Here is a 26,590-nt window from a genome sequence, read left to right as displayed (position 1 = left end):
AGCTTTTGGGAAAAATGCAAGAGTTTCCATAAATTTCCCCAACTTCTTTGTCATTATTTGGAAAAATTCACTTTTTGATAACAGATCTGTGTTATGATATGATTTGTGTGGAGTAATTAAATAATTGAATGACCAAGGCGTTAACCGCCCAAACAGGAGGTATTTGTTATGAAATTTACAAAAATGCATGGTATCGGCAACGATTATGTATATGTGAACTGTTTTAAAGAAACTGTGAAAGATCCATCAGCAGTTGCCAAATTTGTGAGTGACAGACATTTTGGAATTGGCTCAGACGGACTGATTCTGATTAAGCCGTCTGACATTGCAGACTGTGAGATGGATATGTACAACCTGGATGGTTCCCAGGGTGCTATGTGCGGCAATGGCATCCGCTGTGTAGCCAAGTATGCTTACGATTACGGCATTGTAAACAAGACCAGTATCAGCGTAGCGACCAAAAGCGGCGTGAAATATCTGGATCTTTCTATCCGTGACGGAAAAGTCAGTATGGTAAAGGTCAATATGGGCGCCCCTATTCTTCAGGCTTCTCTGATTCCAGTTGTATCTGAGTCTGAGCAGGTCGTAAATGCCCCTATTGAAGTAGACGGACAGATTTATCACTTTACAGCTGTTTCCATGGGAAATCCTCACGCCATCGTATACATGGATGACGTAGACGGGCTGGAAATCGAAAAGATCGGTCCATCTTTTGAAAACCATATAAATTTCCCTGACCGCGTCAATACCGAATTCGTAAAAGTCATCGACCGACACACTGTCCAGATGAGAGTCTGGGAGCGCGGTTCCGGTGAGACTCTGGCTTGTGGAACAGGTGCCTGCGCAGTTGCAGTTGCTTCTATTTTGAACGGGCTGGTTGACCGTGATCAGCCGGTTACCGTGAAGCTTCTTGGTGGCGATCTTAATATTTTCTGGGACGAAAATGACGATCAGGTTTATATGACTGGTCCGGCGACTACTGTATTTGATGGGGAAATTGATCTGGGATTTCTTGGAGAATGACTCAATAAAAAGGCCCTTGCGGACCGTAGGCATTTTGTAATGCTTACACTGCAAAGGCCATTATTCTTTCTACAATAAATACTGCACCACAGGCAAGAAGCGCCACAGTCAGCAGACTCTTCTCTTTGTACGCTGCAATCAGCGCCACTACAAATCCCACTACAGCTGAAATTACACTTGCCGTTGCCGACAAAATCGCCGGAAACGTCATAGCTGCCAGACAGGCATAGGGCACATAAAACAGAAATGATTTTATAAAAGGATTGGTAATCTCCTTTTTCGCCAATGCCAATGGCAGCATACGGATCAAATATGTAACGCCAGCCATAACCAGGATATAAATATAAACATTAGGCTTCATGAGCTTCCTCCTTGGCATTTTCTTCATCAACCGGGCAAAGCCATGCTGCCAGTCCGGCTACCAGAATTGTAGTAATAATAATCACAAATCCGGATGAGACTTTCGATAATACAGGAACCCAGGCAAATAATGCGCTCACTGCCATTGCTCCAAGAACAACCAGAAGCACTGCTTTGTTTTTCTTGGATGGCGGAATAATGACAGCCAAAAACATTCCATAAATGGCAACTCCAAGTGCACTCATAATAAAATCAGGAAGAATACTTCCTGAAATAGCTCCAAGCAGGGTTCCAATGGTCCATCCCGGGATTGCTACACTCATTACACCATAATTATAAAACGCACTGACTTTCCCCGGTTTACTGGCACTGACTCCGAATATCTCATCTGTTACGCCAAATGCAACTCCGTAACGATGCCCCCAAGTTTCATCACGTCTTAGCTTCTGTGAAAGGGAAAACGACATCAGACAGTATCTCAGATTGATAATCAGCTGAGTAAGTGCCATTTCCCATAAGGAACCTCCTGCTATGATAATATCAAGACCTGCAAATTGTCCCGCTGACGTAAGATTCGTCAAAGAAATCAAGACCGCCTGCCAGATAGACAGTCCGCCCTGCACCGCCATCATACCAAACGTAAAGGAAACAGCCAGATACCCCAGGGCAATGGGGATTCCATCTGTAATTCCTTGTTTAAAGCTCTCTTTTTTCATGAGAGATTTCCTCCGGTTTCTTCTGTAGTCACGCAAAGAGCCTGGGAAACAGTTTTGGCCTCCCAGGCTCTCTCATTGTAGCACTTTACACTAATAAATTCAACTATTATCCCTTGTATTCTCACTTTCTCTCTACAATCTTGTAATAAACCTTCGCTGTCAGCCCATAAATCACGCCATAAACCAAAGCAAACACCAATAATGTCACCACCGTGCATCTGGCAAACAAACCGCTGTTTGTCATGCTAAACAGCGCCAGCAGTCTCTTTACCATAGGAAATGCCATAGCAATATGCAGTGCTGCCATTCCAAGAGGAAGGAAAAATACCATAAGGATCTGTCTGTGAATGGAAGATTTCACCTCTTTATGAGTCATGCCCACCTTCTGCATGATCTCGAACCGTTCCTTATCCTCATAGCCCTCTGAAACCTGCTTGTAGTAAATGATCATGGCCGCCCCCATCAGGAACAGCAGTCCAAGGAAAATTCCAAGGAACAAAATTCCACCGAACATACTGTAAAAACTGTTATACAGATCCTGTTTTATAGTATTGTAGTTCATTCCCACTTCTATAGTTCCAGCTGCTTTTTCGGAATCCAGAAGCTCCGCTGCAAGATCGCTTACTTTGGTGGCAGATGCATATTTTTCTTCTTCACTTCCAGACAGATACACATCCGTTTCCAGTTCCATCAGAGACATTGCACTTTGATAAACTTTCTCCTGCTGCAAAAACAAAGCAAAAAAGTCTTCGTCATTTACAACCAGCTTCAAAGAATCCATAGAAGAAAAATTATCTCCCACATACTGGTAATTTTTCAGCCATTCTTTCACCTGGTAAACCTTGTTATGAATCTCCAGAGTCTCACCGTCTGTTTTTCCATTGTGGTAAGCAAGAACTTCACCTGGCGCAAGGGAAATCTCTTCTCCCGTAACCCTGGCATACTCTTCCTGTGGAACCACGGTAAGGGTTTCCAATGAGGCTGGCATTGCCATAAGGGAACTCCCATCAACATTTGCAAATTTCCAGCTCCCATCTTCGCTTCCCACAAGCGTAGATGAAAAAGCAATTTCGGTGTTAATTTTCTCATAAGAAACCTGGTTTTCAATTTTTCCCAGTAATTTCTCTCTCATTTTTTCCAGATCTTCATAAGAATTTCCCCGGTACAGCACATTCACATCCGCCGGACAGCGTTTGTTCATAATATCATCCAGTCCGGAATTCAGGCACACCGTAGAAGAGATCATCAGAAGTACGCCTGTGCTCAGAATGCAGATACTTGCAAGTCCAACTGCATTTTGTTTCATGCGGTACAGCATACCGGAAACAGCAGTAAAATTCTTGGTTTTATAATAAAATTTCTTATTCCAGCGCAGAACTTTGAGCACCACAATACTTCCTGCTGTAAAAAGAAGATACGTTCCTGCCATTACCAGAACCACTGCCACAAAGAACAGCGCCAGCGCCGAAAGAGGTGACTCTGTGGTAATGGCAATATAATATCCGATAAACAGACAGATAAAACCAGCAACCGCCATCAGCCATTTTGCTTTTGGTTCCTTTTCCCCTGCATTTTGTGCCTGAAGAAGCTGAATCGGGTTTGTTTTGTAAACCTTCCTGATATTTACCAGAAGGATCAAAACAAAAATAGCTCCAAACACTTCCAGGCATATTCTGATTGCCGGAACGCTGACTTCGAACCCAAAGGACGCCGGAACCTTGATCAGTTTCAAGAGCAGCAGAAGCGCCAGCTTGCTTCCCAGAATTCCCACAAGGATTCCGCCAACAAAACTGATCAAGGCACTAAACAGATTCTCCAGCATCATAACCCTGCTGATATGCTTCTTTTCCAAACCGAGAATGTTGTAAAGTCCCAGTTCCTTTTGTCTTCTTTTCATGAGGAAACTGTTGCTGTACAACAGGAAAATAAAGGAGAAAATAACAATAACGCCAACTCCCATAGTCGTGATCATCAACACGTCACCACTGTGACGGATCGTTTTCATTCCTGCATTATGATTGATAAAAAGCATCATATACAGCATTGCCACATTGAACAGACACGCCAGAATATAGGGCACATAGATCTGTTTGTTTTTTCGGATGTTTACAACTGCCAGCCTGGCAAAAAATCCCTTACGCATGATACTCACCGCCCGTCATCAAAATGGTTAAGGTATCGGAAATCATCTGGTACATCTCCTCTTTTGTTTTCTCGCCGCGATAGATCTGGTGGAAAACTTCACCATCTTTTATGAACAGAACCCTGGATGCCCGGCTGGCTGCCTGGGCGCTGTGAGTAACCATGAGAATGGTCTGGCCCTGTCTGTTTATCTCTCCGAAAACGTCCAGAAGAGCATTTGCAGCCTTGGAATCGAGAGCCCCTGTGGGTTCATCCGCAAGGACCAGGCGCGGCTGTGTGATCAGAGCCCTGGCAACTGCACATCTTTGTTTCTGTCCTCCAGAGACCTCATAAGGATATTTTTCCAGCAGCTCATAAATATGAAGAGCCTGTGCAATAGGACGGATTTTCTGCCCCATTTCCCGGTAATCTTCACCTGCCAGCACCAGCGGCAGATAAATATTATCCCTCAGGCTGAAGGTATCAAGAAGATTAAAATCCTGGAACACAAAGCCCAGATTTTTTCTTCGAAATGTAGAAATCTCCTTATCAGAAAGGTGTCCCAGGCTTTTTCCATCCAGAAGTACGTCTCCGGAAGTAGGTTTATCCAGTGTTGCAAGAATATTCAGAAGTGTAGTTTTTCCGGAACCGCTTTCTCCCATAATTGCAACAAATTCACCTTTTTCCACAGAAAAATTCACATTGGTCAATGCCTGCACCTTATTTCCGCCAAAACGGGTGGTATATATTTTTTTCAGATTTGTAACTTCAAGTAATGACATTTTTTACTCCTCTCCTTTATCAATGAGCTTTTTCATACGCTTCCTTGCAAAAAACAGTATACTTAAAAAAGTCACTTGCTGCCATCGAATCAGATTACAAAATGCAGGCAGAATCTTACAATGTTGTAAGGTTGTCACATAAAGTTTGCAAGAAAAAAATTTCATCTGGCAAAACTCTTTATGATATAGAAGATTTGGTCAGTATTTTTTGCAATATAAAAAGGCCGCTGACATATACGACCTTTTTTATATTATAATCCCCTATTGGGCATATATCTTCTCTGGCGTCATTCCGGCAGCCAATGTAAGATAATACACCGCGTCCGCCGCCACACACACTACGTTTTCCTCATGCATGAACTCTGTGATTTCCGAATCAAAAAGCATGTTTGCCTGTGCTTCAAATTCCTCATCCTTATCCCAGAACAAAACTGCAATATTCAAAAAAGGAAATACCGGAAGCACATACCCCACATCTCCCTGAGGAAGCAAAGTTCCCCCAAGAGCCTCACAGGCTTTTCTTAATTCTTCTGTTTTCCCGGCGAAAAGCTCCTGCAGCCTAAAAATAATCGTCCTTCTGTAAGCAGCCTCAAAAGGATACACTCTCTTCACCTGGCGAAAAGCCACCAGATTGCCCGATGCCACAGGATGAGCTGCTGAATAGTAAAACGTATTATAAATATTCATCACCGTATCAAATCCAGGGCTTTTCCCATCTTCTGTAATGAATCCGTTTTTTCGGTCAATTCGAAATCTTTTTGAAAAGTAGATGATATAAAGAAACTCCTCATCAGCTTCCAGCTGAAATTTGCGAATCAGTTCCTCCTGATCCATTTCCAGGAATTTCAATCTCCAGTTCTCGATTACCTGGTCATAATTAGACTGCCTGTTTTCTGGCATAACACATTCTCCTCTTATTCTCTATTTACCTTTAGCTATGCCATATAACTTGAAAGCTTCCTGTTTCAAGTATTTTTACCAGCTGCTCCACTTCATCGGAGTTCCAGTTTTGCGCAGTCTGTGCTTCCCCTGTGAATTTCACGCAGGTTCCGCAGGAAGAGCTTAAATTCCTTGGCACCGGCATGATCGTAGCCGGATATCCCTCTTTCTCACATTTTTTCTTGAAAGACATAGCTCCAAAATGGGAAAAAAATGTGGCTATGTAATCTCCCATTATTTCTCAAGAGTGAGGACAAAGTCTTCCCCATCCTCTTTTACAGACACCTTATATCCCTGATGCAGGGCGAAACGGGATACGTTTTCTTTGGCTGTTACGTTATCTACCATTACCGTATATGCCTTCTCACCGGATGCCAGCGCATTCTTAGTACGGATCACAGGTTCCGGGCAGGAAAGCCCTCTTGCATCTATTGTTTTCATACACTTAATCTCCTTAGATTTTTCATTATTTCAACTAAACGGAATTGTCTGTTTACACAGATATACTATAAATGAGCGTCCTTAATCAACTTCACGCTTCATTCTTACGCATGGAATTTACTGTCGCAATCACGATCAGAACCACAAAACCGATCACAACAGCGATCTTGCCATTTGCAGTCGGGCCTTCTCCAGAAGATGCCAGTCCGAAATTATGTGCTACAGCTGCACCAGCCATCAGACCAAATACTGTGATGGCGGAGTCTGTGTTTCCTTCACCAGCCAGAACCAGCTGACGAAGCGGGCAGCCTCCAAGAAGGACACAGCCAAATCCTGCAAGCGCCATTCCAAGTGCATTCCAAAGACCATCTGTATGTGCGACAGGTTGTCCTGCAAATCCTGGATTAAAATATCCCAGGATCATGTTTCCGACCAACGCACTTACCAGAATTGCAATAAATCCAAGAAGCAGCTTCCACTCTCCAAACAGTACCACGTCACGGATTCCTCCAACCATACACAGGCGGGTTCTCTGTGCAAGTGCACCTACCAGAAGCCCTGCGATCAGGGAGATTGCAATTGCAGCATGCTTTGCTCCAGGACCACCGTCAGCTTCTGTGAAGTGGATGAATGCAGGTGCTGCAATAAGAAGCAGAAGAATTCCGATTTCCACTACTGGGAAAATGCCGCCTTCAACCGGCTGCATTTTATAGGAACGTTTCAGAGTATAGCCTTTTTTCAGGAAAAATACTCCGGCAAGGATTCCAGCAATAAATCCGATCAAACCAAAGATGGCGTTGAAATCGCCGCCAGCCAGACGAAGGATCATGCGGAATGGGCAGCCAAGGAACATCAGACAGCCGATCATAACGAACATTCCGATCACAAAACGGGTAACAGGTGCGGAGCCGCCTCTTGGCTTAAATTCTTTGGTTGCAAGAGCAAGAATGCAGGAGCCAAGTACCAGTCCTACAATTTCCGGGCGGATGTACTGAACCGCAGCTGCACTGTGGAATCCCAGTGCTCCTGAAGTATCACGCAGGAAGCAGGCAATGCAGAAGCCCATATTTGCAGGGTTTCCGAAATATACCAGAGCCACTGCAATGATTCCGATGATGACACCGGCTCCGATGATTATGGGTGTTTCTTTCTTTGACAATGTTTCTTTCATACTCTTTCCTCCTTAGATAACTGTCAAATCTTTCCTCTATTTTAGCATTTTTTGTCAGAAAACTCTAATTGATTATGTGGGATTATTTTAAGTATTTATAGATATTGTCGATAAATCGTGGTATTATAGATATATTAAATAACCATTTTCCAAGCGAAAGGATATAATCATGAACCGAATTTACCTCGACCAGGCCAGCACCTCTTTTCCAAAGGCTCCAGGTGTGGCACAAGCTATGATGGATTACCTGACTATGAACGGAGTTAACGTGAACCGCGGCTGCTACTCCAGTGCTTACTCAGCAGAAGAAGTTATTTATGAGACACGCCAGCTGCTGGCAGAACTTTTCCACTTTTCCAAATGCAAAAATGTAATTTTTACACCGAATGTCACCACCAGTCTCAATTTTATTTTAAAAGGATTCTTAAAACCAGGAGACCATATTCTGGTATCCGCCATGGAGCACAATGCAGTTATGAGACCTGTAGTACAGCTGGCTTCCTTAGGGATTTCCTTTGACCGGATTCCTTGCAGAACGGACGGCTCTATGATTCTGGAAAAAGTAGAAGAACTGATCCGCCCTGAGACGAAAGCTATTGTCACTTTACATGCTTCCAATGTATGCGGAACCAGGATGCCCCTTGATGCCCTTGGGGAAATCTGTCAGAGGCACCAGCTTTATTTTGTTGTGGATTCTGCACAGACGGCTGGGATCGTACCAATTAATATGGACAAAATGCATATTGACGCGTTAGCTTTTACCGGACATAAAGGACTTCGGGGACCACAAGGGACAGGTGGTTTCCTGGTTTCCCAGGAATTGGCAGAACAAATGGAACCACTGATTTCCGGCGGTACCGGAAGTGTATCTCATACGGAAGAAATTCCGGATTTTATGCCGGATCGCTTTGAATCCGGGACACCTAATCTGCCTGGAATTTATGGACTGCATGAAGCACTTTTGTTCTTGAAAACGCATTCTTTGCAGGCGATAAATGAAAAAGAATTGTCTCTCACTGGTTATTTTCTGGAACAGCTGCAGGCACTGGACGATACTGGCAGACATATCCGTATTATTGGAAAAAAAGATCTCACTGACCGAAATGCAGTTGTTTCGATCCAGACACCAGAAATCGACATGTCACAGGTGGCGTGGCAGCTGGACAATGAGTATGGTGTTATGACCAGAGTCGGACTCCACTGCGCTCCAAACGCCCACAAGACGCTTGGTACTTATCCTGCCGGAACTATCCGGTTCTCCTTTGGACCGGAAAATACAAAGAATGAGCTGGATTTTGCCATCCAGGGATTAAAGAAAATTTTAGACTTATAAATTCAGCATTAGTAACCCTTAATTAGTCTTTGAGAAAGGAACCAGTATTTTTACCTTATGGAATTTAAACAATTAGAGGCCTTCGTAGCCGTAGTCGAAAATAAAAGCTTCTCCGAAGCCGCCCACCAGCTGAATCTGACCCAGCCCACCATCAGTGCCCACATCAATTCCCTGGAACAGGAATTGAACTCGCGTTTACTGATCCGTACCACCAAGAAGCTGACTATCACGCAACGAGGACTGCAGCTTTACGACTGCGCTTCCAATATGCTGAACATGCGCAGCAATATTATAGAAGAATTTACCGGACAAAATAAAAAAATCATTGACCTGGCCGTTTCCACCATTCCCTCTTCCTATCTTTTACCGGAAATCCTCAGTGCCTTTACCAGCCAGATTGCGGACGTATACTTCCACTCCTGGCAATCTGACAGTCTTGGCGCTGTGGCAAGGGTTCTGGACGGCAGCGTGGATATGGCCCTCATTGGAAATACCTTCGACGAGCCAGACTGCTGTTTCATTCCATTTTGTCAGGATAAGCTTGTGATCGCAACACCTGTGAATGAGCACTATCTCCAATATGAACAAAAAGCAGCCTCCGGTACTCTTAACTTTGCTGATTTTCTTCAGGAGCCTTTCATCATGCGGGAAACCGGCTCTGGTACAAAGAAGGAAATTGACCGGTATCTGGAAATGCATAATATTCCGGACACCGCTCTGCATATTGTGGCCAGAATGAATGATCTGGAAGCCATCCGCAAATCTGTAGCTGGCGGACTTGGCATTTCTATCCTTTCTGCCTGCTCCGCAAAGGATCTTGCTGACACACACCAGATTCTCATGTTTCCGCTGAATCATGAGACAGCCATGCGAACTTTCTACATTGCCTATAGTAAAAACCGCATTCTAAAGCCACATGTAAAGCAGTTTCTAAAATTTGTAAAGGGTTTTTACCAGTAATATAACTGCTGTGTGCCTTTTTTGAAAAAATCTAAAGGCCTTTTTTTAAAAATTATTTTTTTAAGTTATTTTCAAAATCAAAAGAAGGAAGCTGCCCACCAATTTCCCAGTGAACAGCTTCCCATTTCATTCACACATATTCAAAATTCACTTTCACCAACTGCTGCCAGCTTATTTCTCCTCAGCAGTCTCTTCAGCCTCTGTCTCAGTCTCCGGAACTACGTTGTGAACTGGTGTTACAGTTGCGACAACTGCTTCCGGATCAGTTGTGATGTGGATATTCTTATTCTTGGCGATTTCAAGGTCTTTCACACGAAGCGTATCACCAATCTTCATACCAGCGACATCAACCTTGATCTTGTCAACCAGATCTGCCGGAAGTGCTTTGTATGCAACCTCTTTCAACTCATCCTGCAGAACACCGGACAGAACTTTCTCTTCATTTTCCAGAATGATCTCAGCAGTGGAATGAACCATCTCATTGCTTACCAGTGCCTGGAAATCAACTTCCTCTACTGTATGTGCAAGTGGATTATAATCAACTTCCTTGATCAGCGCATCATAGGTTTTACCATCCAGTTCCAGCATTACCTGGCTTCCTTTATTGTTGTTTTTCAACAGAACTTCAATTTCTTTCTTAGTAAACTTAAGGGGAATGGAACCTTCAATTTCTCTGCCGAACAGGTTACCTGTTACAAATCCTTCTCTTCTTAATTTCTTTGCTTTGACATCCATGCTTCTTTTTTCAGCTTTTAAAGTATTCATTTATCTTTTCCTCCAAAATTCTGAAACGCTTAGCAGCCTTCAACAAAGAGGTTTTGTTAAGTACTTCTTTTTTCTTTTTACGTCCCTTATTATAGTCACCTGTTCCGATTATGATTAACCAAATAAAAATTTTTTTGACGGATTTTTTTGTGAAATTTTCCTCCAAAATCACAGATTACTTTCCTTCCGGTTCACATTCTTCCGCATATAATTTCCAATATTTGTCAGGCACAATAAGGTCACAATTAAGAAGGCTCCCGGAATCACAATGATCCACCAGGAATTTGTCATCAACGCCTTTTCGGAAAGTGACAGCATACTTCCCCAGGAAATCACCTCAACCGGAAGACCAATTCCCATAAAGCTCAAAGTAGACTCTGAAATGATTGCACTTCGCACATTCATAATTACCATGAACATAATGGTCGATATGAAATTTGGTGCCAGATGTTTCCACAAAATATGAAAAAAGCCGCCTCCCATACATCTGGATGCAATTACATATTCACTGTTTCGAATCTGCCGCACCTCTGTACGCACCACCTTGGCAATACTGGTCCAGCTAGTCAGTCCGATTACCAGCGAAAGACTTAGAACATTGGCTTTTCCCAGAATTGCCTGTAACAGAACAACCAGCAGCAAAGAAGGAATACTGAGAAAAATTTCTGTAAAGCGCATAAGCAGATTATCCAGCCACTGTGGGGATAAGCCGCTAAATGCCCCTAACAGAATTGCTATAAAAACAGAAATAACCGTTGACAGCACACCAATGATCAGCGAAATTCTGCCGCCGTACCAGATCATGGAAAAAATATCTCTTCCCATAGTATCTGTTCCAAACAGGAATTCCCCATCAGGTGCCTTATTATAATTCAGAAGGTCCATATAAGTCGGATCCTTTGTCATGATCCATTTTGCACACAAACAGCCCAGAAGAATCCCGCCCAAAATAATTACAGATAAAACTGGTTTTCCCTCAAACATTTTTTTGAAAGCAGACTTTTTAGGCAGAGCATTCTGTTCTTCATTCTTACACGCCCCTACAATTTCAAAAGAACGATCTGTCATGATTCTGTCACCTCCGACATTTCTGTTACCTCATTTGCCTTCATCCGCGGATCAATATGCTCATTTATGATCTGGCTGAGCATATTGCAGAAAATCACCAGAATACCGGACATAATACATAACAGCATCAGCAGGTTATAATCATGATATCTTGCACTCTCATAGGACAAAGCGCCAATTCCAGGATAAGAGAATACACTTTCCACTACAAAAGTACCTCCCAGGACATGAGGAACTGCAATTGCCATAATACTCAGATAGGCAGGCATCACATTCCGCAGACAATGCTTAAAAAGTATATTTTTCTTCTTTACTCCTTTTGATTTCGCCAGAAGCACATACTCTGCCCTTACTTCTTCCAGGAGCTTGTTGCGTATCATGTAGGCATAGTACCAGAGATGTTCCAGTATAACAATGGTAAGCGGCAGAATCAGATGACGGATTCTATCCCAGATGTCTCCCGCTTTTCCTGTGGAGTAGGCTCCGCTGCTTGGCAGAATCCGCAAGGTTACTGCAAAAATCAGAATCAATACAATTGAAAACCAGAATTCCGGGATGCAGCTGGATATGGTTCCAAGCTTACACAAAATACGGTCAATCCACCGCTCTTCATTCCATGCACAAAAAATTCCAACCAGAAGAGAACCGACAAAAATAAATAGAAATCCGATTCCCCCAAGCAGCAAAGTATTTACGATTCGTCCACTGATCACCTCCAGGACATCCTGCTTATACTTGAAAGAAATCCCGAAATTTCCATGAAAAGCATTTCCCAGCCACTTTACATATTGCACATGAATCGGCTCGTTCAGTCCCAGCTTTTCCATGGCCCACTCCCGTTCCTTTGGACTCATCTTTTCCGTCCGGTCTCCATAATAGGAAATCAGCGGATCCCCAGGTGCAAGGCGCGCCACATAAAACACTACAATGGACAAAATCAGGACGCTCAGCAAAAAAACAGCTGTTTTTTTTCCGAAATACAGAAACGGATTACGTTTTCTCATCTTCACAGCTCCTTCCATACAAAATGTCCAGGAGAGATTTCCTGTAAACTTCCGTTCTTAACATCGTTCTCCTGATAGATCTGTATTTTCCTCTTTCTTTCCCGGACAGGATCCGGGATAGGAATTGCAGACAGAAGAGCTTTGGTATATCCATGCTGGGGATTTGCAAAAACCTCCTTAACTGGTCCAAGCTCTACAATTTTTCCATGATACATCACTCCAACCCTGTCACACAGAAATTCCACCATAGCCAGATCATGTGCGATAAATAAAAAGGTAAAACCATGTTCCTTCTGTAAATGCCGGAAAAGATTAATCACCTGGGCCTGAATAGAAACATCAAGAGAAGCTACCGGCTCATCTGCCACCAGAAATTCCGGTTCCATGCTAAGAGCTCTTGCAATGGCAACCCTTTGCCTTTGTCCTCCTGATAATTCAGAAGGATAACGGTCCAGGAAGCTCTTATCCAGACCTACATACCGCATCTGAAATTCAGCCTCCTGCCTCCCAGTCCCCCTGGGGGGCACAATATGATTGATTTTCATAGGTTCCTGAATAATATCCACGACCTTCATTCTCTGATTCAGACTGGAAGCAGAATCCTGGAAAATCATCTGCCGTTTTGTCTGAAGCAGCTTCCGGTTCGCCTTAAATTCTTTTTTATCACAGATATTTATTCCCCGATACCTTATTTCTCCTTCAGAAGGCTGATAAATATTCATAAGACATCTTGCCGCCGTTGATTTCCCTGATCCGGATTCTCCCACCAGTCCGAACACTTCCCCTTTATAAATCTGGAAAGAAATATCATCTACTGCACGGATAACCGCTTTTTTTGTCAGATGAAAGCGATGTGTCAGATGCTTTACCTCAACTAAAACTTCCTCATTCAACTTTTTTTCCTCCTACAGGCGGGATAATCTGTGGTGCCCTTTTATCTAACAGCCAGGTAGCTGCATAATGGGTATCCGTAATCTGAAACATAGGCGGCATTTCCTCATAATCAATTCCAAGGGCATATTCATTTCTGCAGGCATAGGCATCGCCCTTAGGTGGGGTTAACAAAGATGGCGGCATTCCGGGAATAGTATAAAGATTTTCTTTCCCCCTGGAAAAATAGGGCAGAGACTGCATAAGTCCCCAGGTATAAGGATGCCTCGGATCATAATAAATTTCTTCTGCTGTTCCAATTTCTACGATTTTCCCCGCATACATAACCGCCACCCGGTCTGCAGTCCTTGCAACTACTCCAAGATCATGGGATACCAAAATGGTAGACGTCCCCATTTTCTTCTGTATTTCTCCAAGAAGATCCAGGATCTGGGCCTGAATCGTCACATCCAGCGCCGTTGTAGGCTCATCTGCAAATAAAATATCCGGATCAGAAGCCAGTGCAATGGCCATAACACTTCTCTGTCTCATTCCTCCGGAAAAATTGTAGGGATAAGAATGATAGCGCTCCTGTGCATGTTCAATTCCAACCAGCTCCATCAGTTCCAATACTTTTTTATAAACCTGTTCTTTTGTTTTTCTTTTATCGTGAATCAGAATTGCCTCTGCAATCTGCTGGCCTATTTTCATAGTGGGATTTAATGATGTCATAGGATCCTGGAAAATCATGGAAAACTTTTTTCCACGGATTTTCTGCATCTCTTTCTCTTTATATCCGGTAATGTCTGTTCCCATAACCCGGATACTGCCCTCTTTTATTCTGGCAGTTTTGGGGAGCAGCTTCATAATGCTCTTGCACAGAACACTTTTTCCACAGCCGGATTCTCCTACAATTGCCAGAACTTCTCCTTTGTGTAAAGAAAAAGAAACATCCCTTACTGCCTGTACTTCTCCTTTTGGACTGTCAAAACTAACTGACAGATTTCGGACTTCTAATACGTTTTCCATTTTGTTCCTCTTTACGCTGAAAGAAAGGGGCAGCAAATTTTCTTTCGCTACTGCCCCTTTCCTCATAAATTCTTTCGCTTTTCAACCAATTGCAGATTAGTCTGTGATTGTCCAGTCCGCCACATTCCAGAAGATTCCAACACCATGATGTCCCATGATGGTATCTGGATCAATTCCCTGAATATCTGCCTCCGCTACATAGTTCGCATCAATATAGCAGATAAACGCAAATGCAGGATCCTTTGCCAGCTCTTCCTGGAACTTGTCATAAGCTTCTGCTCGTACTTCCGGATCATCAGACTGACGTGCTTCTGTCAGGTACTTATCCACAAGCTCATTGGAATATCCGGAATAGTTTGCACCTTTATCTGTGCCAAAAACCTTGTAAGTGTGGTCATCTGCATCAAACGGGCTTCCCCATCCGATCAGATATGCCATCTGTCCGCCCCAGTCAACCTGTGCCGGAATTTCAACAGTCACATCCATACCGATCTGCTGAAGCTGCTGTGCTGCGATCTGTGCAATATCTACACGAACCTGGTCTCCTGCACCAACACTGATCACAAATCCAACTTTTTCCCCATCACGATAATAGAATCCGTCATCTCCCATTTCACAGCCAGCCTCTTCCAGAACGGATTTTGCTTTTTCCGGATCATAATCGTAATGTTCTACATTTTCATCATTGTAAATATTACGCTGAAGTGGTCCATATGCAGTCATTCCCTGTCCAAGAAGAACCGCATCTACAATCGCCTGTCTGTCAATTCCATAGCACACAGCCGGAATCAGGTCTTTGTTTTTCTGCCAGTACTCGTTCCAGAAATTAAACAGAATTCCTCTGTAATCGGATGTTTTCATATCATAGCAGGTATATGCCTCATCATCTGCAAAAGTAGCAGCATCCTTTGGTGTCAGCAAGGCCAGATCCAACTCGCCGGATTTCAGCTGCAATGCTTTTGCATTGTCATCTGTCACGATTTTGAACACTACTGTATCAATGTTAGGCTCACCTTTAAAATAATCTTCATTCTTTACCAAAGTGATCGCCTGTCCTTCTTCCCAGCTTTCCAGCTTATATGGACCGGTACCTACCGGATTACGGAAGAAATCAGAAGTCTGCATGTCTTCCCCTTCCAGAAGATGCTTTGGAAGCACAGCCATGGTCATGTAGTCAAGAAATGCAACATTCGGCGCATCCAGTTTAAAAGATACTGTATGATCGTCAACAACTGTAATTTCTTCTACATCTTCGTAGTTTGGCGCATTTTCAGAACCATTCTCCGGATCCATGATCGCTTCAATGGTAAATTTTACATCATCAGCAGTAAATGGTTCCCCATCATGCCATTTTACACCTTCTTCAAGATGGAAAGTATAAGTACAGGTTTCTTCGTCATAGTCCCAGCTCTTAGCCAGTCCCGGAACCACCTGATTGTCTCCGTCATGCGCTGTCAATCCGTTAAAAATCATAATATTGATCTCGCCATGTTCATCCATGGCCGGATTGATTCTGGTATAATCTCCGCTTCCGTATACCAGTGTTTCATTGTTCTCTTCTGCAAATGCAGCGGTGGTTGGAGTAATGAGCATTGTTCCGATCAACAACAGCCCAATGATTCCTTTTCTTTTCATAGTCGTCTACCTCTCCTTTTTTGGTTGTTGCAGAATATACTTACAGCCCCAAACGCTTTTCCCTACCTTCTCAGTAACCTCTGTCTTACTGTCCACTTTTTGTTCCGTAACAAATCCTTTCCACCTAGATGCCTCATTTTTACCTAAAAGAAAAGCAGTCATAAGTGACAAGACTTACAACTGTTTTCCAAAGAAAATCTTACATGTAATAATTAGTGGAGGTCTTACATGTAACTATGTATAAGAATTCGCATTTCTGGCTTTCTTTGCCTTTCTGCTAAACTTATTTTAACAGATATAAGATTTGCCACAAGCTCCCAGGGGGGATATTTACCCATTCTCATTTTGCATGTAAAATCACTATATTGGAATACCTTTTTTTCCACTTTCGAATTCGTCCACACTTGTTAAAAGATTTTCAAACGCACTCTGTATCATGGAAAATAAATAAATTTTAAAATACAGCTTCTACCAGCATCCTGGTATAGGGATCCTTCGGATGGTTAATAATGTCATCCGGCGTTCCGCTTTCCACTACTTTTCCTTCACTTAAAACCAGCACCTTATCACAGAACATCTGAACCAGTGCCAGATTATGACAGATGAAAATAAAAGACAAGCCATGCTTTTCTTTCAATTCTCCCAGCAGCTCCATAATCTGCTTCTGTATGGTAACATCCAGAGCACTTGTGGCTTCGTCACAGATCAGAATCTGAGGCTGCACAGCCAGAGCCCGGGCAATCGCTGCACGCTGACACTGTCCACCACTTACCTCATGTGGATACCGCTTTGCAAATGCTCTGTCCAGGCCGCACTGTTCCAACAGCTCTCCTACTCTTTTTTCTATCTCAGCTTTTTTCATTCCACGGTTTCTCAGACTCTCTCCAATTCCGTCCTCCAGAGTTTTTCTTGGATCAAAAGAACCTGTGGGATTCTGAAATACCATCTGGATTTTCCCATATATAGGTTTTAACTCTTTTGGTTTCAGCTTCGTGATATTTTTGCCCTCAAATTTTAAGGTTCCACTGTTGATATCCGACAAACGTGTAAGCATTTTTGCCAACGTACTTTTCCCAGAACCAGACTCTCCTACGATTCCCAGTGTTTCTCCACTTGCAAGAGTGAAGCTCACATCAGAAACCGCCTGAAATGGTTCTTTGCCTTTTTGCAAAAATATTTTTGTCAAATGCTCCGCTTCTAAAAGAACACTCATATCCGTTCTCCTCTTTGCAGTTTTGGTACTGCTGCAAGCAGCTTCTTTGTATATGGTTTCTGCGGATTTTCAAGAATTTCACGGGCAGCTCCATATTCCTGTACTTCACCATTTTTCAAAACCAGCACGGTATCTGCCATCGCACTGACCACTCCGATATCATGGGTTACGATCACGATTGCAGTTCCGAAAAGGTCTCTTAAATGGAGCATTTCATTTACTACCTGCCTTTGCACTGCTACATCCAGGGCACTGGTAGGTTCATCCGCAAACAATATGGGAGGATTCATCAGCATGGCAATGGCAATTCCTGCCCTCTGATTCATTCCCCCGGACAATTCAAAGGGATAACTGTCCCAGACTCTCTCACTGTCTTTGAAATTTAATTTTTCAAATAACTCCATTGCCTGTTCTTTGGCTTCTGCCCGGGTAACCTTTTTGTGGGCACGTATGCTTTCATAAATCTGTTCTCCAATTGTACGGATCGGACAAAGGGAAGCCCCGGCATCCTGAAAGATCATTCCAATTTCAGCTCCCCGGATATTTCTTTTTTCCTTTTCCGGAATATCCAGGATATTCTGTCCTTTATAGCAGATATCACCTCTTGTCACAAGTCCGTCTGCTCCAAGAAGTCCCATGGCAGCCTTGATCAATGTACTTTTTCCACTGCCAGACTTTCCTACAAGCCCCAGAATCTCACCTGGTTTCAAGGAGAAACTCACATCATGAACCACTGCTTTTCCACCAAATGATATTTCCACAGAATCGTAGGTCAGTATTTCGTTTTCATTCACTTTAAGGTCTTCTCCTTTTTCTGTCATGCTATTAATTCTTGTCTACTCTGAAAATCCGCTCCGTTTATTTTTTTTAATAGCTGCTTACTGATTTATCCTTTTAGTTAATATCAAGATCTGCTGTCAGCTCATAGTAATCACATGGATGTGCAACCAATCCGGTTACATTAGACTGAGAAATCATACTCATTCTCAGGTGAGAGCAGAATACATATGCGTTGTCATCCAGAACGGTCTGCTGCATCTGGATTCCAAGCTCTGCACGTTTGTCCACATCAAATTCTGTCTCTATTTCAGCTGCCAGTTCTTCCAGCTTATCGCTATGATAATGTCCGTTATTGGAAACAGACTCGTCCAGCGCACAGGAAGTAAAGAAGTACTGTGGATCTCCTGTAGGTGCTGTTACCATGGCACTTGCATATACATCCCATAAAGTAGGATCTTTACGGATGGTATTGTTATCAGAAGTACAATTTACCTGTACATCCATACCAATGTCTTTCAGTGTTGCCTGTGCAGCTTCCGCAAGAAGAGGAAGCTCCTGACGGCTTGGATAGGTAAGCCAGCGGATCACAAGCTTCTGACCATCTTTTTCACGGATTCCGTCACCATCGGAATCTACCCAGCCTGCATCCTCTAATACCTTTTTCGCCCCATCCGGATCATAGCTTTCCGTAGTCAGATTCTGGCCACCGAAAGAGAAGGTATCCGGGAAGGCTCCTACAGCCGGATATCCATAGCCATTTAAAAGTACAGATACGAAACTGTCTTTGTCGATTCCCATTGCAATTGCCTTACGAACAGCCGGATCAGAGGTTACCGGGCTTTCAAAGTTCATCCATGCATAAAATGCACGGCTGGTTGCAGTACTGGAAAATGTATAATCATCATTTTCAAACAGGGGATAGCTTGCATATGCCATACCATAAGCAGCATTGATCTCACCTGCCTGAAGGGCAAATGCCAGTGTATCTCCATCAGAAATGGTACGAACTGTAATCTCATCAATATTTACATCACCATTCCAGTAATTCTCATTCTTTACAAGGGTAAGATGATCATCCGTCACCAGATCCGTTGCTACATAAGGGCCGGTACCAATTACAATTCCATTGTCTGTGATTCCTGCCTGCACATCAATGATACATCCGTAAGGATCACTTAAATAATTGATCAGCGCCGGTTTCGGTTCTGTAGTCTTAATGGTAATGGTATTTCCATCTGCTTCAATGGTGTCAATGCAAAGGTCACCAGCTGCACGCTCATGGTTTGCAATCAGGGATTCCAGACATTCCTTTACGGCCTCTCCATCACAGGCACGTCCATTGGAAAATACAACGCCGTCATTTAAGGTGATTTTCCAGGTCAGGTCATCAATATTTTCATATTCCTTGGCAATCCATGGCTCGATTTCCATAGTATCAGAATAACGGAATAATGTCTCTCCAATACCATAACGGATACATGCCCATCCAGCATAGGTATTCTGTGGATTGATATCTGCTTCCTCATTTTCCGCATTAAATGTGGTATCTCCAAATACAAATGTTTTCTTGTCCTCTGCCAGTGTAGGCATTGCTGTCAGGCTTACACTTAAGCCAAGAGTCAATAATGCTGCAAAAATTTTCTTCGTTTTCATGTTTGTCCTCCTCATTTTGTATTAATTTATTAGAAAATATTTTTTCTCTTAGAGCGTGTTTGAAAAAGGCTTTCTGCAAGATGTGCGTCACAATTTGTGGGAGATTTTGTCCGATTGAGGGCGGCGTAGTGGGCTACGCCAACCGAAAGAGGGCAGAATATACCGCAAAGTGGGGCGTGCAGATTGCAGGAATGATTTTTCAAACAGGCTCTTAGTGACTATTCTTCGGATCCAGATAATCCCGGACGGTATCTCCTAACAGGTTAAAAATAACAACTGAAATAAAAATGGCAATTCCCGGTGACAATACAACCCACGGATAGGTCTGGATCATACTTCTGCCGCTGCTCATCATACTTCCCCACTCAGCTGTAGGAATCTGGGCTCCCAGTCCCAGAAAGGAAAGTCCTGCCAGCTCCATCATCATGGTTCCGATATCCAGCATGGCAGTTACCAGAACAGGCCCCATCATATTGGGAAGAATATGTCTTAGCATAATCTGCCAGGAACTATCGCCGGCAAGGATTGCCGCATGAATATAGGGTTCATTCTTCAGCGCCAGTGTCTGGCTTCTTGCAATACGGGAATATTTCGGCCAGCTGATCACCGCCAGCGCAATAATCGCATTCTGAATTCCCCCGCCAAGGATAGCAGCGATTGCCATGGCAAATACCAGACCAGGAAATGCAAGACAGACGTCTGAAATCCGCATCATTACGGAATCAATAATTCCACCATAAAATCCACAGCATACACCTACTGCCGTTCCAAATATGGAAATCACAGCTACCAGTATAAATGTGGAAAAAATACTTGCCCTCGCTCCACTGATCACACGCGAAAGCATATCCCTTCCATATGTATCTGTTCCCATTGGATGGGCCATACTTGGAGGCTGAAGGGCACTGGACAAATCCTGGGCGTATGGATCATATGGACAGAGACGTTCTGAAAAAAGCGCCACGATTACAAGTCCGATTGCCAATATAAAGAAAAAAATCAGCTTCTGTTTTATATGGTTTTTCTTTATCTTCTGAACACGTACAGTTACTGACTTTTCCCCATTTTTATTCTGCGCATTCTTCCCTTCAGCATTCTTGCTCTGTTCATTTTTTGTGGAAGCTTCTCCACTACATACTTTAATCTGCATTTTATCCTTCATCTCACTCACTGCTTCACACCTCCCAGACGAATTCTCGGATCCAGGAACCGGTAAGACAGATCTGTAAGCAGGTTTACAACTACATAAATAATTGCCATCCACATTACATAGGCCTGTATAATTGGATAATCTCTCATGGAAATAGCATCTACAGCCATCTTTCCAACACCGTCCCACATGAAAATAGATTCCACGATTGCGGTTCCTCCCAGGAGATTTCCAACAGACAGCATTAACAGTGTGATTATTGTAACCAGGGAAGCTTTCATAATGCTTTTCCACAATGTAACAGAAAATTTCACACCTCTTGCCTTTGCTCCTGCCACGTAATCTTTGCTCAATTCATCCAACACAGTTGCCCGCACCTGTCTGAGATATTTTGCAGACATGGCAATCGCCAATGTGATTGCAGGCATTGCCACACTTTTCAGACTGACATCTTTGGCTATAACCGGAAAAATCCTTACCTTTATAGCGAGAAAATACATCAGCAAAAGGGATACAAAAAAGTTGGGAAGGCTGTTTCCAATGAAACTGCATACCCGGATCAGATAATCCACAATCGTATTTTGTTTTACAGCTGCCAGTATTCCAAGCGGAATGGAAATAACGATGGTAAGTACTATGGAAGTTAATGTCAAAAGCAATGTAGCCGGCAGTTTCGATATAAAGGTATCAAAAACAGGGAATCCGGATACATAACTGTTTCCCATGTTTCCCCGGAGCAGTTTACCAAGCCAAACAAAATACTGGGTCAAAAAGGGCTTATCCAGTCCCAGCTGCTCCCTGGCGGCATCCAATGTGGCTTCTGATACCACAGCTCCTGTATTTTCCATTTTTTGCGTAACCACATCACTACCCGCAATTCGCATCATTCCATAGGATAAAAAGGTAATGGCAAACAGAATCGGGATCAGCTGAAGCAGACGCCTGATTGCATATTTCTTCATATCATCTACGCTTTGCTCCTTTTCAAAAATGATTGTACCCTTCATGCAGCAGGGAATTCCGACGAAATTTCCTATTGCGTTAAAAACACCTGCCTGCGCAGGTGTCTATCGTTAATCTTTACATGGTTTTGCAAGAAAGAGTCCTGCCTTACAAATACTACCATTCATTTGTAAATAGCAACATACAACCCTCTTTGCCTGGGAATTTTCTTTAGTTTAGCAAAAAAAAGAACAGCCCACAACCCACCCGGGGGGTTATGGGCTATTCCGATTTTGCATGGTTTTCATTGATTTTGGAATATCAGTATTAATTAACGTATTCCCTTTTCCTTTATTTTGCTTATTAATATCAATTTCATCCATCTTTTACTTAAAGCTTTCATTTTCATTATCCATCTTCAGCTTTTCATTTAGAAATTCCAGGAATTCGTCTATCATTTCATTCGGTTCATCATTTTTCCTTCTTACATATCCAAAATAGATTTTATTCTTTTTAAATTCCAACGGGATTCCTTTATTTACTGCTTTCTTATCCTCTGAAAGATAACTTCCGCTGATATTGGAAAGGTCTGTTTCTCTTAACATTTTTTCCATAATATAGTCACTGTTTGTAATAACGGATACATCCAGGTCTTCCCAACTAAACACACCCTTTTTTTCCCTGTCTCCCAGTTCCAGGAATTCATCACGGTAATTCTGGATAAAGCGCTGGGATTTCAGTTCTTTCAGACTCACGTTGTCCTTTGTTTTCGGATTTCCCTGATATAACTGATTCAATCTTCCAGGATAAAAAGTTGCCACACTCTCCTGCATATTACTAAACACCAGACGGTTTTTCGATAATTCATATTGAAATTCTTTCATCTGCTGTTCCATTACATATACAAAGCCAATATCAGACAGATAATCCCTCACACGTTCCATTACATTCCGTACTCCGGCTGTATAAATTTCAAAATGATAATCTTTTTCGTAATTCTTTTTATAAAATTCAACAAACTGATTCGTAAACCAGGAACTGGGATTCAATGAAATCCGCAGATATTTTGCCATATTCCCATGGCTCATCTCTTCCAGTATCCGGGAATCATTTATGATCCTGCACGCATATCGGTATGCCTCCCGGCCTTTCACCGTAAGCGCAATTCCCCTTGGCATACGCTCAAACAATACAATCCCCATTTCTTCCTCCAGCGCTTTGATTGCCTTGCTCACACTGGGCTGGGTTGTATAAAGAAGCTTGGCAGCTTCGCTGATAGAGCCTGTTTCAGCACACACTATAAAATATTTCAATTGTTTCAGATCAAACATATCTTTTCCCTCTCTGGCGAAAACTTCATTACGAAAGATACGGCAGCTATTTTTGCGGAGTAATAGCTGCCGTCCTTTGTCTCACAGACAGTCCGGAACTGTCTGCAGACCTTCTGTGTAACTTTAAACGCGGAGATAAGTCACACAATTGCTTAACAGAATTAACACTTTTTCTGTGTCCCGTTTAGAATACCATATTTATAAATTCCCGCAAGCCTCCCAGGGGGATAAAATTTCCTGTCTTTCCCCACCTACTTTCATTCATTTTATTCAAGCCAGTTTTCTTCAATTTCTCTTTTCAGCTCTATAAACATATCATAAAATTTTTCTTTTGCATTTTTTACAATTCCTAATGCTATATTTTGATTATAAGAATGTGTCACATTGTTTCTTGCCTGAAGTCCCTGAAGCCACAATTCCTCATCCTTGATCATTCCAGCCTTATATGCTGTTTTTAATATTATTTTCGGAGATCCGGTTGCCCCTTCTTCATATCCATGTAATTCCAATATCTCTTTCATCATTTTCCAGGACTGCTCAAAACATATTTCATATAAACCTACCAATCCAGTCAAAACTACATTATCATATGGCTCCATATAATTATAAATTTCCTTCATATTCCTTAATGAAGCACAAAAATTCTCATATTTTTTCATATAATATCCTTCCCTCTTTACGAATCGACTCTAAAAGTTCTTCTTGTACATTTCCATCTAAATCCACTATGTCAAACTCTAACAAAGTCTGCGTTTCCTCATCTACATCCAGTGCAAATCTGCAAAAATCCCCTCCACTGACTGCAAGATCAATATCACTCGTCCTTTTGAAATCTCCACGAGCCCTTGACCCAAAGAGAATTACTTTCTTGATATTATATTTTTCAGCTAGTGTATAAATTTCCTGTATTACTTCATCTCTGATTCCGGTATTTTCCATCAAGCCTCACTCCCACCAGATTTCTTTCTTTCACTTTACCATATCTTCCTATTAAGTCAAGCTGTGTCCTCTCAATTTAAACAGATTATAGGCATTACCTATAACCAGCTATCTTTATTCCATATTAGACAACGCCAGATTTCTATGCTATTATTCAATCCATATTAATCCTAGTTACTAAATAAGAAACACATCGGAGGAGGATAAAATTATGAAAAAAAGCATCTTGACTTTAGGAATTGCAGCAATATTAACAGGAGTTCTGGCAACATGCAGTATGACTTATGCAGCTGATGACGAGCTTGCACAGATTCAGGAATCAGGAAAACTGAAAGTCGGTGTGGAAGGAACCTATCCTCCATACACCTATCATGACGACAACGGAGAGCTTACCGGATTTGATGTGGAAGTAGCAAAGGCAATCGCAGACAAGCTTGGAGTGGAAGCGGATTTCACAGAATCTGACTGGGATTCCCTTCTTGCAGGAATCGACAGTGGACGTCTGGACACAGTAATTAACGCAGTAAGTATTACCCCGGAGCGTGAAGAGAAATACGATTTCGCAGGACCATATTTCTACATCACACAGCAGATTGTAGTAGCCAAGGACAATGATGATATCGTAGATATGGCTTCCCTGGATGGCAAAAAAGTAGCAAACACTGCTACAACCGCTTACCTTGATATTCTGGAAGACGCCGGTGCATCTCTTGTACAGATCAGCACAGCTGACGAAGCGGTTTCCCTGATTGAATCCGGACGTGCCGACTTCACAACCTTTAACTCTGTTGTATTCAATGAATACCTTCAGCAGCACCCGGATGCAAATCTGAAAGTTGCTTTCGTAATCCCGGACGTTGTGGATACCTACGCTGTCCCGATCAAAAAAGGGGAAACAGCTTTATATGATGCAATTCAGAACGCTATTGACGAACTGAAAGAAGACGGAACTTTAAGCAAGCTTTCTGAGGATTACTTCGGCACAGATTTCACACAGCCACAGGATGAAAATGCAGCAACTACAGACACTGCTTCTGAGGATGCAACAACAGAAAGCACTGATGAAAACTAATTACTTTTCCACAGCTGTTGTCTGGAACAACAGGCAATCATCCAACAATTGAAAGTAAAAGGAAACAATTATGAGTGAACGTTTAGCAGGGATTCTGGTATCTTCTTTCACCAGAATCCTCATACCCGGAATAAAAGTTACAATCCCCCTTACCTTATTATCCTTTGTTTTTGGCTGCATCATCGCCCTTTTTCTGGCCCTGGTACAGATTGCCAATGTAAAAGGACTGAAGCAGTTCGCAAGATTCTACATATGGGTCTTCCGCGGAACCCCACTTATTGTACAGCTGTTCATCATCTTCTTTGGCCTGCCGTCTGTAGGAATTATCCTGGACGCTTTTCCATCCGCTGTGATCGCCTTTGCCCTGAACCTTGGCGCTTACAACGCTGAGATTTTCCGATCTGCGATTCAAGCGGTACCAGAAGGACAGACAGAAGCTGCTTATATGGTGGGTCTGAGTTACCGCCAGACCATGACCAGGATTGTAATGCCCCAGGCATTCCGAATCGCTTTTCCACCACTGTTTAACTCACTGATCGGACTTACCAAGGACACTTCCCTTGCCTCCAGTATCACAGTTGTGGAGCTGTTCACCACCGCACAGCAGATTGCCGCCAGAACCTACGAGCCCTTCGCCCTGTACTGCGAGGCTGCTGTTATTTACCTTATGATCTGTACCGTCCTTACATGGGTACAAAACTATTTTGAGAAAAAGCTGGTATGGAATGCTCCAGCACCAGTGAAAGGAGAATAATCATGTCTTATATTTCAAAAATCGACCCGGAAACAGCAGGGGAAAAAGAGAAAGAAGTAATCAGAAACCATCTTGCACAGGGCTATAGGCTCACTAATGAAAAGCTTACTCTTCTCCATAATGCAGAAGCCTTCAAAGCCATCGAAGACAGCTCCTACACCCTTGACCGGGAGCTGCAGAGACTGATTGGAAAAAGAGCCGGTGACTTCTTTGAATATGCAATTTCCGAAGAAAATGACTGCCTGGTATGCAGTACTTATTTCAGAAAGCTTCTGAAAGATAATGGTATTGATTTCGACAATTTTCAATTTACAAAGAAGGAAGAATTACTTATTTCTTTTGGCCGCGCTCTTGCAAAAGATCCGAAAAACATTCCGGATGAAATCTATACTGAATTAAAAGAAGAATTCACAGAAGAAGAAATCGTAGTTATCACAGCTATGGGTGTGCTGATGGTTGCCAATAACTACTTTAATGATATTTTAAAGATCGAAGTATAATCAATGTCGCCTTCGGCAGCATCACCATATGTGAACAAC

At 42.6% G+C, this 26,590-nt stretch carries 31 protein-coding genes; 7 read left to right on the top strand and 24 right to left on the bottom strand.

The genetic code is table 11. The annotated features are described in order from the left end of the window. Positions 1–168 precede the first annotated feature (168 nt). Positions 169–1,023 carry a diaminopimelate epimerase gene (gene dapF, locus ABHC48_RS14745; protein ID WP_187565067.1) on the top strand — a complete coding sequence of 285 codons (855 nt, stop codon included), beginning with the start codon at positions 169–171 and terminating at the stop codon, positions 1,021–1,023. 43 nt (positions 1,024–1,066) lie between these two features. Here the strand turns inward: dapF and ABHC48_RS14740 are convergent, their stop codons facing one another. The 8 genes from ABHC48_RS14740 to yedE form a co-directional block, all read right to left on the bottom strand. Next, complete coding sequence (locus ABHC48_RS14740) at positions 1,067–1,384, bottom strand: AzlD domain-containing protein (RefSeq protein WP_118578176.1); 318 nt, start codon at positions 1,382–1,384, stop codon at positions 1,067–1,069. Next, positions 1,374–2,099: an AzlC family ABC transporter permease gene (locus tag ABHC48_RS14735; protein ID WP_118578175.1), complete on the bottom strand. Its 726-nt coding sequence runs from the start codon at positions 2,097–2,099 to the stop codon at positions 1,374–1,376. The genes ABHC48_RS14740 and ABHC48_RS14735 overlap by 11 nt, the downstream gene beginning before the upstream one ends. Before the next feature lie 121 nt (positions 2,100–2,220). Then, positions 2,221–4,242 carry an ABC transporter permease gene (locus tag ABHC48_RS14730; RefSeq protein ID WP_195700084.1) on the bottom strand — a complete coding sequence of 674 codons (2,022 nt, stop codon included), beginning with the start codon at positions 4,240–4,242 and terminating at the stop codon, positions 2,221–2,223. Beyond that, on the bottom strand, positions 4,235–5,002 hold the full coding sequence (locus ABHC48_RS14725) for an ABC transporter ATP-binding protein (RefSeq protein ID WP_173716048.1): 768 nt from the start codon (positions 5,000–5,002) through the stop codon (positions 4,235–4,237). Before ABHC48_RS14725 ends, ABHC48_RS14730 begins: the two co-directional genes overlap by 8 nt. A 261-nt stretch (positions 5,003–5,263) precedes the next feature. After that, a complete protein-coding gene (locus tag ABHC48_RS14720; RefSeq protein WP_173718159.1) occupies positions 5,264–5,902 on the bottom strand; it encodes a DUF3786 domain-containing protein in 639 nt (212 codons plus the stop codon). Between the two features lie 31 nt (positions 5,903–5,933). After that, a complete protein-coding gene (locus ABHC48_RS14715; protein WP_148461113.1) occupies positions 5,934–6,176 on the bottom strand; it encodes a DUF3343 domain-containing protein in 243 nt (80 codons plus the stop codon). Continuing rightward, positions 6,176–6,382, bottom strand: a complete 207-nt coding sequence (locus ABHC48_RS14710) for a sulfurtransferase TusA family protein (protein WP_148461112.1) — start codon at positions 6,380–6,382, stop codon at positions 6,176–6,178. The genes ABHC48_RS14715 and ABHC48_RS14710 overlap by 1 nt, the downstream gene beginning before the upstream one ends. A gap of 91 nt (positions 6,383–6,473) precedes the next feature. Further along, positions 6,474–7,553, bottom strand: coding sequence for a YedE family putative selenium transporter (yedE, locus tag ABHC48_RS14705; protein WP_195700085.1), 1,080 nt, complete (start codon positions 7,551–7,553; stop codon positions 6,474–6,476). Positions 7,554–7,722: 169 nt separating this feature from the next. On the opposite strand from yedE, the gene ABHC48_RS14700 reads away from it, so the two are divergent. Next, positions 7,723–8,886 carry an aminotransferase class V-fold PLP-dependent enzyme gene (locus ABHC48_RS14700; RefSeq protein WP_195379197.1) on the top strand — a complete coding sequence of 388 codons (1,164 nt, stop codon included), beginning with the start codon at positions 7,723–7,725 and terminating at the stop codon, positions 8,884–8,886. A 57-nt stretch (positions 8,887–8,943) separates the two neighbouring features. Further along, on the top strand, positions 8,944–9,846 hold the full coding sequence (locus tag ABHC48_RS14695) for a selenium metabolism-associated LysR family transcriptional regulator (protein ID WP_347505751.1): 903 nt from the start codon (positions 8,944–8,946) through the stop codon (positions 9,844–9,846). Between the two features lie 171 nt (positions 9,847–10,017). Here ABHC48_RS14695 and ABHC48_RS14690 read toward each other — a convergent pair whose 3' ends face one another. The 11 genes from ABHC48_RS14690 to ABHC48_RS14640 form a co-directional block, all read right to left on the bottom strand. Then, positions 10,018–10,611: a 50S ribosomal protein L25 gene (locus ABHC48_RS14690; protein WP_195700086.1), complete on the bottom strand. Its 594-nt coding sequence runs from the start codon at positions 10,609–10,611 to the stop codon at positions 10,018–10,020. Then, positions 10,592–10,783, bottom strand: a complete 192-nt coding sequence (locus ABHC48_RS14685) for a hypothetical protein (protein WP_195700087.1) — start codon at positions 10,781–10,783, stop codon at positions 10,592–10,594. The genes ABHC48_RS14690 and ABHC48_RS14685 overlap by 20 nt, the downstream gene beginning before the upstream one ends. Further along, complete coding sequence (locus tag ABHC48_RS14680) at positions 10,780–11,679, bottom strand: ABC transporter permease (RefSeq protein ID WP_195700088.1); 900 nt, start codon at positions 11,677–11,679, stop codon at positions 10,780–10,782. Before ABHC48_RS14680 ends, ABHC48_RS14685 begins: the two co-directional genes overlap by 4 nt. Continuing rightward, a complete protein-coding gene (locus tag ABHC48_RS14675) occupies positions 11,676–12,683 on the bottom strand; it encodes an ABC transporter permease (protein ID WP_195700089.1) in 1,008 nt (335 codons plus the stop codon). Before ABHC48_RS14675 ends, ABHC48_RS14680 begins: the two co-directional genes overlap by 4 nt. Before the next feature lie 2 nt (positions 12,684–12,685). Continuing rightward, positions 12,686–13,576: an ABC transporter ATP-binding protein gene (locus ABHC48_RS14670; protein WP_195700090.1), complete on the bottom strand. Its 891-nt coding sequence runs from the start codon at positions 13,574–13,576 to the stop codon at positions 12,686–12,688. After that, positions 13,569–14,582 (bottom strand): ABC transporter ATP-binding protein, encoded by a 1,014-nt coding sequence (locus ABHC48_RS14665; protein ID WP_195700091.1) that lies wholly within the window; start codon positions 14,580–14,582, stop codon positions 13,569–13,571. The genes ABHC48_RS14670 and ABHC48_RS14665 overlap by 8 nt, the downstream gene beginning before the upstream one ends. A 96-nt stretch (positions 14,583–14,678) precedes the next feature. Next, positions 14,679–16,217 (bottom strand): ABC transporter substrate-binding protein, encoded by a 1,539-nt coding sequence (locus ABHC48_RS14660; protein ID WP_195700092.1) that lies wholly within the window; start codon positions 16,215–16,217, stop codon positions 14,679–14,681. Between the two features lie 454 nt (positions 16,218–16,671). Further along, positions 16,672–17,430 carry an ABC transporter ATP-binding protein gene (locus tag ABHC48_RS14655; protein WP_195700093.1) on the bottom strand — a complete coding sequence of 253 codons (759 nt, stop codon included), beginning with the start codon at positions 17,428–17,430 and terminating at the stop codon, positions 16,672–16,674. Then, positions 17,427–18,224 (bottom strand): ABC transporter ATP-binding protein, encoded by a 798-nt coding sequence (locus ABHC48_RS14650; RefSeq protein ID WP_272067063.1) that lies wholly within the window; start codon positions 18,222–18,224, stop codon positions 17,427–17,429. The genes ABHC48_RS14655 and ABHC48_RS14650 overlap by 4 nt, the downstream gene beginning before the upstream one ends. A gap of 100 nt (positions 18,225–18,324) precedes the next feature. Beyond that, positions 18,325–19,863, bottom strand: coding sequence for an ABC transporter substrate-binding protein (locus tag ABHC48_RS14645; RefSeq protein ID WP_195700095.1), 1,539 nt, complete (start codon positions 19,861–19,863; stop codon positions 18,325–18,327). A 29-nt stretch (positions 19,864–19,892) separates the two neighbouring features. Beyond that, positions 19,893–20,024, bottom strand: coding sequence for a DUF6783 domain-containing protein (locus tag ABHC48_RS14640; RefSeq protein ID WP_334285742.1), 132 nt, complete (start codon positions 20,022–20,024; stop codon positions 19,893–19,895). Between ABHC48_RS14640 and ABHC48_RS14635 the strand changes: the two genes are divergently transcribed. Then, the gene (locus tag ABHC48_RS14635; RefSeq protein ID WP_334285741.1) at positions 19,977–20,078 is read left to right on the top strand and encodes a DUF6783 domain-containing protein; all 102 of its coding nucleotides are present in this window, start codon (positions 19,977–19,979) and stop codon (positions 20,076–20,078) included. The genes ABHC48_RS14640 and ABHC48_RS14635 overlap by 48 nt on opposite strands. On the opposite strand, the gene nikC is transcribed toward ABHC48_RS14635, so the two are convergent. The 5 genes from nikC to ABHC48_RS14610 all read right to left on the bottom strand — a co-directional run bounded on the left by nikC (position 20,075) and on the right by ABHC48_RS14610 (position 24,225). Then, complete coding sequence (gene nikC / locus ABHC48_RS14630; RefSeq protein WP_243284611.1) at positions 20,075–21,025, bottom strand: nickel transporter permease; 951 nt, start codon at positions 21,023–21,025, stop codon at positions 20,075–20,077. The genes ABHC48_RS14635 and nikC overlap by 4 nt on opposite strands. 5 nt (positions 21,026–21,030) lie before the next feature. Then, a complete protein-coding gene (nikB, locus tag ABHC48_RS14625; RefSeq protein WP_334285740.1) occupies positions 21,031–22,020 on the bottom strand; it encodes a nickel ABC transporter permease in 990 nt (329 codons plus the stop codon). Positions 22,021–22,341: 321 nt separating this feature from the next. Further along, complete coding sequence (locus tag ABHC48_RS14620) at positions 22,342–23,286, bottom strand: LysR family transcriptional regulator (protein WP_195700403.1); 945 nt, start codon at positions 23,284–23,286, stop codon at positions 22,342–22,344. 266 nt (positions 23,287–23,552) lie between these two features. Next, positions 23,553–23,945, bottom strand: coding sequence for an HI0074 family nucleotidyltransferase substrate-binding subunit (locus tag ABHC48_RS14615; RefSeq protein ID WP_195700402.1), 393 nt, complete (start codon positions 23,943–23,945; stop codon positions 23,553–23,555). After that, a complete protein-coding gene (locus ABHC48_RS14610) occupies positions 23,932–24,225 on the bottom strand; it encodes a nucleotidyltransferase domain-containing protein (protein WP_195700401.1) in 294 nt (97 codons plus the stop codon). Before ABHC48_RS14610 ends, ABHC48_RS14615 begins: the two co-directional genes overlap by 14 nt. A gap of 211 nt (positions 24,226–24,436) precedes the next feature. Between ABHC48_RS14610 and ABHC48_RS14605 the strand changes: the two genes are divergently transcribed. From ABHC48_RS14605 to ABHC48_RS14595, 3 genes are all read left to right on the top strand, one after another. Further along, on the top strand, positions 24,437–25,297 hold the full coding sequence (locus ABHC48_RS14605) for a transporter substrate-binding domain-containing protein (RefSeq protein WP_195700400.1): 861 nt from the start codon (positions 24,437–24,439) through the stop codon (positions 25,295–25,297). Positions 25,298–25,367: 70 nt separating this feature from the next. After that, the gene (locus ABHC48_RS14600; RefSeq protein WP_148461103.1) at positions 25,368–26,051 is read left to right on the top strand and encodes an amino acid ABC transporter permease; all 684 of its coding nucleotides are present in this window, start codon (positions 25,368–25,370) and stop codon (positions 26,049–26,051) included. A 2-nt stretch (positions 26,052–26,053) separates the two neighbouring features. After that, positions 26,054–26,551 carry a hypothetical protein gene (locus tag ABHC48_RS14595; RefSeq protein ID WP_118578155.1) on the top strand — a complete coding sequence of 166 codons (498 nt, stop codon included), beginning with the start codon at positions 26,054–26,056 and terminating at the stop codon, positions 26,549–26,551. The last annotated feature ends 39 nt before the right edge of the window (positions 26,552–26,590 follow it).

The sequence above is a fragment of the Ruminococcus sp. 1001136sp1 genome, from assembly GCF_039841815.1.
Taxonomy (GTDB): Bacteria; Bacillota; Clostridia; order Lachnospirales; family Lachnospiraceae; genus Blautia_A; species Blautia_A faecis.
Note: the sequence above shows the minus strand (reverse complement) of the source record. Positions and strands in the feature narration are given on the sequence as shown.